General features: G+C 70.1%; 8 protein-coding genes. 2 read left to right on the forward strand and 6 right to left on the reverse strand.

The features are described 5' to 3' along the window. The 3 genes from JWR81_RS24615 to JWR81_RS24625 all read right to left on the reverse strand — a co-directional run. The coding region (locus JWR81_RS24615) for a heparan-alpha-glucosaminide N-acetyltransferase domain-containing protein (RefSeq protein WP_297657829.1) at nt 1–1,207 on the reverse strand (1,207 nt) is incomplete at its 3' end. Next, nucleotides 1,200–1,385, reverse strand: coding sequence for a hypothetical protein (locus JWR81_RS24620; protein WP_297657832.1), 186 nt, complete (start codon nt 1,383–1,385; stop codon nt 1,200–1,202). The genes JWR81_RS24620 and JWR81_RS24615, both read right to left, overlap by 8 nt. Nucleotides 1,386–2,061: 676 nt before the next feature. Beyond that, the gene (locus JWR81_RS24625; protein ID WP_297657835.1) at nt 2,062–2,946 is read right to left on the reverse strand and encodes an SDR family NAD(P)-dependent oxidoreductase; all 885 of its coding nucleotides are present in this window, start codon (nt 2,944–2,946) and stop codon (nt 2,062–2,064) included. A gap of 101 nt (nt 2,947–3,047) precedes the next feature. On the opposite strand from JWR81_RS24625, the gene JWR81_RS24630 reads away from it, so the two are divergent. Continuing rightward, the gene (locus tag JWR81_RS24630; RefSeq protein WP_297657838.1) at nt 3,048–3,704 is read left to right on the forward strand and encodes a TetR family transcriptional regulator; all 657 of its coding nucleotides are present in this window, start codon (nt 3,048–3,050) and stop codon (nt 3,702–3,704) included. A gap of 233 nt (nt 3,705–3,937) precedes the next feature. Further along, entirely contained in the window at nt 3,938–4,114 is a 177-nt protein-coding gene (locus tag JWR81_RS24635) for a hypothetical protein (protein WP_297657842.1), read from the forward strand. Nucleotides 4,115–4,355: 241 nt separating this feature from the next. Here the strand turns inward: JWR81_RS24635 and JWR81_RS24640 are convergent, their stop codons facing one another. The 3 genes from JWR81_RS24640 to JWR81_RS24650 form a co-directional block, all read right to left on the reverse strand. Beyond that, nucleotides 4,356–4,757 carry a type II toxin-antitoxin system VapC family toxin gene (locus tag JWR81_RS24640; protein WP_297657845.1) on the reverse strand — a complete coding sequence of 134 codons (402 nt, stop codon included), beginning with the start codon at nt 4,755–4,757 and terminating at the stop codon, nt 4,356–4,358. Beyond that, a complete protein-coding gene (locus tag JWR81_RS24645) occupies nt 4,754–5,032 on the reverse strand; it encodes an AbrB/MazE/SpoVT family DNA-binding domain-containing protein (RefSeq protein WP_297657848.1) in 279 nt (92 codons plus the stop codon). Before JWR81_RS24645 ends, JWR81_RS24640 begins: the two co-directional genes overlap by 4 nt. A 379-nt stretch (nt 5,033–5,411) precedes the next feature. Next, nucleotides 5,412–5,901, reverse strand: a 490-nt coding sequence (locus JWR81_RS24650; protein WP_297657851.1) for a DUF305 domain-containing protein, incomplete at its 5' end; no start/stop codon positions are given.

Below are 5,901 nucleotides of genomic sequence, written 5' to 3' on the forward strand. Positions count from 1 at the left end.
CGGCGATCCAACGCCATCCCATGGCCGCGCGTCGGGCGCGGCCCGACGCCGTCGAGACGAGTCGTTCCAGCGGTCCTTGGCCGAGGAAGTGGCGCCAGAGCAGGGCGAGGACGAGGGCACCGGCCACGGACGCCAGGTAGAGCGCGAGCGGCTCGTCGCCCAGCACACCCGTGCCCAGCACGAGCGCGTGCGCGGAGTAGATCGTCAGGGTCATGGCGCCGGCCACGCCCACCGGCCACAACACCCGGGCCGCGGCCCGGTGCTTGGTGATCAGCAGTACTGCGCCGATGACGGCCATGGCGACACCGATGGTGTGGATCGCGTCGATCGGTGTCGCCGAGTGGTGGCTGCGCACCGCGAGCCACCACCAGGTGTCCATGCGGTCCGCATCCCAGAGGACGTCGTTTCGGATCGTCGCCGGATCCGCGTCGGGCCCGGCCGCGGCGATGAGTTGCTGCAGGCCGCCCAGTTTGAACAGCAGCAATGACGAGGTGAACCACGCGACCACGGTCAGCACCAGGCCGCTGACCAGGAGTCGGGCGGCGACCCGCGTGGAGGACAGATCGAGCCGGCCGATCGCCATGCCCACGAAGATGTAGGCCATGTAGACGACCGCGGGGAAGTAGCCGGTGACGAACAGTTGGAGAACGAAGCCGCCCGGATTGGTGAACAAATCGGTGAACGTCAGGCTGCCGTCGTTGACGGGTTTCAGGTCGAGGCTGGTCGCCGCCAGCAGGAGCAGGGGCCCCACCAGGGCCACCCCGGCGGCGATCAGGGCCAGCGTGCGGGGCCGGAGGCCGATGAACGGGATCGCGAGCAGGAAGAACAGGCCGTAGAACGGCAGGATCACGACGAGGTTGTCGGAGGCGGCGTAGCCGAGCGCAAGGCCGATGGCGGCGATCAACAGAGCCCGGACGATCAGACCCACCACCGTGGCTCGGCGGTCACGGCCTTGTCTCGGGTGGCGGCCACCGCTGATGAACGCCAGGCTGATTCCCGCCACCATCACGAACAGTGTCGCCGAGCGCCCGAACACGGTCATCCCCGCGAGCGTCGGCTGACCGGCGTCGTCGACCGCACCGATCGCCGCGTCCCAGATGTTCGCGGCGAGCATCGCGAACAGGGCGACTCCGCGGGCCACGTCGACGCCCAGGAACCGCTCTTTCACAGGCACGCTCGACGCCGGCATGATCGCTGTGTCACTCATCGCTGTACCAGGTGTCGATGAAGCGGTCCGGGCTCTGAACGCCCTCGTTCCGCTCGCCCGCGCCCAACCCCAGGACGGTCTGCGCGGTCTCAGCCCAGCCCCGGAGCGCGGTCGACATCACGTCCTGCCCGGTTTGAGTGGCTCGGCCGGTGTGCTGCTGGTTCGTCGTTGTTGTCACGGGATCACTCCCAACTGCCTGATTCTGTGATGTCGTGGGTGGATCCCGGTCGCCCCCGAACCGGGCTCCGGCGGCGTGGCCCGCCTGCCTCGCCGCATCGGGCGGGCGAACCTACGAGTCTCGGGCCCACGTCCGACCGGACCGAGCGTATGGGGCGCCCGGGCTGACACAAGGCCGACGCGACGGCGTCACTGGAACGCACCACGCCGTTCCTCCGCCTGCTCCACACCGAGAACCGGCGAAATGATCCGGCCGGGGCAGACCGGATCCGAAGACCCGTTCGCCACACAAGCGCAGTCAGCCCTGTCGCGTCGGACGATGGGGTCCCAGCCCCTTGTCCTCGGGCTCACTTGCACCACGTCCCACGGAACGCTCGGCAGCGGGCCGAGCGGGGAGTGGCACCGCTCCGGCGCCGGCTCACTGGGCGGCGGCACGGGCAGGCGCCGCGTCAGACCTGATGGCGGGGGATGGTGTGGCGCCAGCTGCTCGCGTAGACCCGTTCGCTCCCCTCGTACGCGTCGAGCTGGGCGTAGAGGCGGAACTCGGTGGCGGTGGAGGTTGGTCGGTGCCATATCGCCGATCGTCTTCTGGCCCGTGAGGTGCGTCTCGGGCGGCCCCAGTTGTTCTGCTTGCCGGAGTCGGTCAACGCAAGACCCGACATGTCGACAAGGCCGGGTCACGCGTGGGTGTCGGGCAGGCTGGCGCCTCGCTGTTGCTGCCAGGTGTCGCCAGCCTCGTCATGGTCGGCGGATCGGCTGAGGTGCTCCCACTCGGCGTCGGTGTCGATCCGGTGGCGCCATGCCTGGCGGCCGTATTCGTAGGCGTCGCTGCCGGCGAGGATGCGCAGCGGCGGGTTGTCGAGTCCGGCGAGGGTGAGCACGAGCTGGGCGACCTTCCGCGGGTCGCTGTTGGCGACGTGCTCGAATCCGGCCATGGCGCGGGCGGACGCGCCGACGGTCGCCTGGTACGGCTCGCTGATCGGTGGTGTGGTCATCGACGAGCCGGCCCAGTCGGTGCGCATCCCGCCGGGCTCGACGACGGTGACCTTGATGCCCAGCGGCGTGACCTCGGCGGCGAGGGCCTCGCTGAACCCGCCGACGGCCCACTTCGCCGACTGGTAGGCGGTCATGCCCGGGCCGCCGATGCGCCCGCCCAGCGACGAGATCTGGATGATCCGGCCGCCACCCTGTTCGCGCAGGACGGGCACTGCGGCCTTGGTGACGTAGACCGTGCCGAGGAAGTTCGTCTCGATCTGTCGACGGAAGACCTCCACAGTGGTGTCCTCAAGGGACACGCGGTCACCTTGGCCCGCGTTGTTGACCACGACGTCGAGGCGGCCGAACGCGGCGACGCCGCCCGCGACGGCGGCTTGGGCGGCGGCCGGATCGGTGACGTCGAGTCGCTGGACGTGGATGTGATCACCGTAGCGGCTGGTGAGCTCGTCGAGGGTGTGGGGATCGCGGGCGGTGGCGACCACGCGATGACCGGCAGCGAGTGCCTGCTCGACGATCATGCGGCCGAGGCCCCGGGATGAACCGGTCACGAAGAACACGGGATTCATGGGGATCGCATTCTGTCGCAGTTAACGCATGCTGCATGCGTTAACTGCGACAGTAGTCCACCTCCCGACTTTAGTCAATGCGCTTGCGTTATCGTGGGGCGGTGAGCCAGCCCAAGCAGCGAGCCCGGTCTGCGCAGGACAAGCAGCTGCGCAGGATGGCCCTGCTGGACGCCGCCCGCGAACTGGCGATCGAGCAGGGAGTTCGCGAGGTCACGCTTGCCGCGGTGACCGCTCGGGTCGGACTGCACCCCTCCGCCGTGCGGCGGTATTTCGAGTCGCGCGAGGAACTGCTCCTCGAACTCGCCGAACAGGGGTGGGCCGACTGGCGGGACCGACTGGTGACCGGCCTCAACGACGCTCACGGCCTGAGCGCCGAGCAGATCGCCGATCTCGTCAGCGGCTCGCTCGAACAGCTACCGCTGTTCTGTGACCTGCTGACCCATGTCGTGCTCAGCCTGGAAGGTGCCGTACGACTGGAACGGGCACGTCGTTACAAGATCGCAGCGAGCGCCGCCTACGACACGATGACCCAGGCGCTGGTCGGCGCCGACGCCGACCTCGACCGCCAGGGTGCCCAGACTCTGCTGACGGCCGCCATGAGCTGCGCGGCCTACCTGTTCCAGCTCTCCCGCCCGAGCGCGACACTGCGCCAGCTCTACACGGAGCAGCCGCGGTGGGCACACGACGCCCTCCGATTCCGCGAGCAACTCACCAGCCTGCTCACCGCCGTCACCCTCGGCGCACGGCAACATGCGTAACTCCCCCCTGCTGCCCGCGCGTCGCGTGATCCTTGCTGGCGACCTTGGGTGGGTGACCGGGATGCTGCGGTCTGAGGTGCTCTTGATCTTCCGGACAGTGGATCTGCTTTAGCCTAGCTTTAGCCTCGATCTTTCGTAACGGCCGTAAGGTCACCGACAACGGCGGCACCTACTACCTGAACATCACCAGCGGGACGGCCTACAACTTCTCCGCCTGCTACGGCTTCCCGACGGTGCCCGGCGGGCTCGATGCCGTGCTGGCGCTGCCCGGGGTGGACCGGCGGTGCCTGTCGTCGAACGACAGCGTCGCGCAGGACCGGGCGATCATCGGTGTCTACAGCGACACCAAGCGGGCCGACCTCGACGCCGCCCGCGGCTACTGCGCCGCCCAGCGCTGGACCAACAGCTGACCCGGTAGGCGCTGCCCTGCACGCAGAGAGCCCCCGAAGCCGCTCAGGGCCTCGGAGGCTCTCGTGTCTCCTACCGGCCGCGCCGCGGGTCCTGGTCGCCCAGCTCGTGCAGCGGCCACCGTTGGCGGTGGCCGAGGATCGCAACACCGGCTCGGGCAAGACGGGCCTCATCAACGCCGGGAGTAGCGGCCATCGTTCGCGGTGGCCGGGCGGCCGCCGGTCATCGGTGAGGTCGGCCGGGTCAGCGGATCACCTGGACGGTGATGTCGTCCAGGTCGAGGCCGGCCCAGGCGGTGTCCGCGGTGACGGTGGGGAGCTGCAGGCGGGCGCCGAGAGCGAGGCAGCAGCGGTCGCCGAGGGACAGCCCAGCGGCGCGGGTGCGGGCCCAGAGTTTCGCGGCGATGACCGCGTCGGCCGCGGTCAGGGGTTCCACCCGGAGCCCGAGGGTGCGCAGCCGGGTGGTGGCCCGGTCGGCGTCGACGCCGTGCTGGGCCAGTTTCTGCCAGGTCTCCGACCAGTTCGCCGCGGAGATCACCGCGGTGGCCAGCAGCGGGTGCACGGCCTCGGCGCCGGGTTCGTGGCGCAGCCAGGCCAGCACCGCGGAGGCGTCCAGCACCGCCGGCTGCCCGGCGGCGGCGGTCACGCCTGGTCCTCGCGGGCGGCCTCGGCGCGCCGGTCGGCGAGCAGCTCGTCGACCACCGAGCCCTCGCCGGTCCAGGCGGCGGCGACGTCGCGGCGCAGCCGGTCGGCGAGCTGCTCGCGGGTCTCGAGGACCACTCGGCCGTCCTCCACGTACACCACCAGCGGCACCCCGGCCTCGATCCCGGCGGCCCGGCGGATCTGCGCCGGGATCGTCACCCGGCCCTGCTCATTGACGGTGAGATCCGCGCTCGTTGTCTCTGCTGCATTGCCTGCCATGAGCAGAGTCTACGTGACTGCTCTCAGGTGTATGTGTCACATCTGGGTTCGGCTAGCCGGTTCGACCGCCTTTCTGCCGCTTGCTCGCCCCGGCGTCGGGTGGCCACCCGCTATTACCCGGGATAATGCACGGAATCCCGGGTAGGTGCTGCGCCCGGGCGGCCGGCTGGCGATCAGCGTGCACCAGCATGTGCTGGGCATCCGACCCGAGCGGTTGCGCGCCGAGGTGGAGGCGAGCGGGTTCGCCGAAGTCACCCTGGCCGTGCGCGAGCGCCGGCGGACAGCCCGCGGTGGAGCTGTGCGCCACCCAGCCGAGGGGCTGAGCGGGCCGGAAACCGGGGGTGGGCCCGGCGAGGGGCCGAACCCACCCCGCGGGTGTTCAGATGGTCGTCAGGAGCTGTTGCATCTGGGTGACCTCGGCCCGCTGCGCGTCGATGATCTTCTGGGCGAGCGCCTTGGCGTCGGGGCTCCGGCCGTCGCGGAGTTCGGTCTGGGACATGTCGATGGCGCCGGTATGGTGCTGGATCATCATCTGCAGGAACATCCGGCCGAAGGCAGTCCCGGTGGCGGCGCTGAGCTGCTGCATCTGCTGACCCGACATCATCCCCGGCATCCCCGGCATCCCCGGCGTTCCGGACGCACCAGGCGGGGCGCTCGGGCTGCCGCCGTTCATGCCATTCATCCCGTTGGTGCCGTTGGTGCCGTTGGTGCCGCTGGTGCCGCTGGTGCCGCTGGTGCCGGTGGAGCTGGTCGGCTGGGCCGGCAGGCCCCAGCTCTGCAGCATGGCCTGCATCTGGGCGATCTCCGGGCCCTGGGCCTGGGAGATCTGCGTGGCCGGCTGCTTGACCTGCGGTGAGGTGGCGCGCTTT

Origin of the sequence: Pseudonocardia sp., from assembly GCF_025965585.1 — a bacterium.
GTDB lineage: Bacteria > Actinomycetota > Actinomycetes > Mycobacteriales > Pseudonocardiaceae > Pseudonocardia.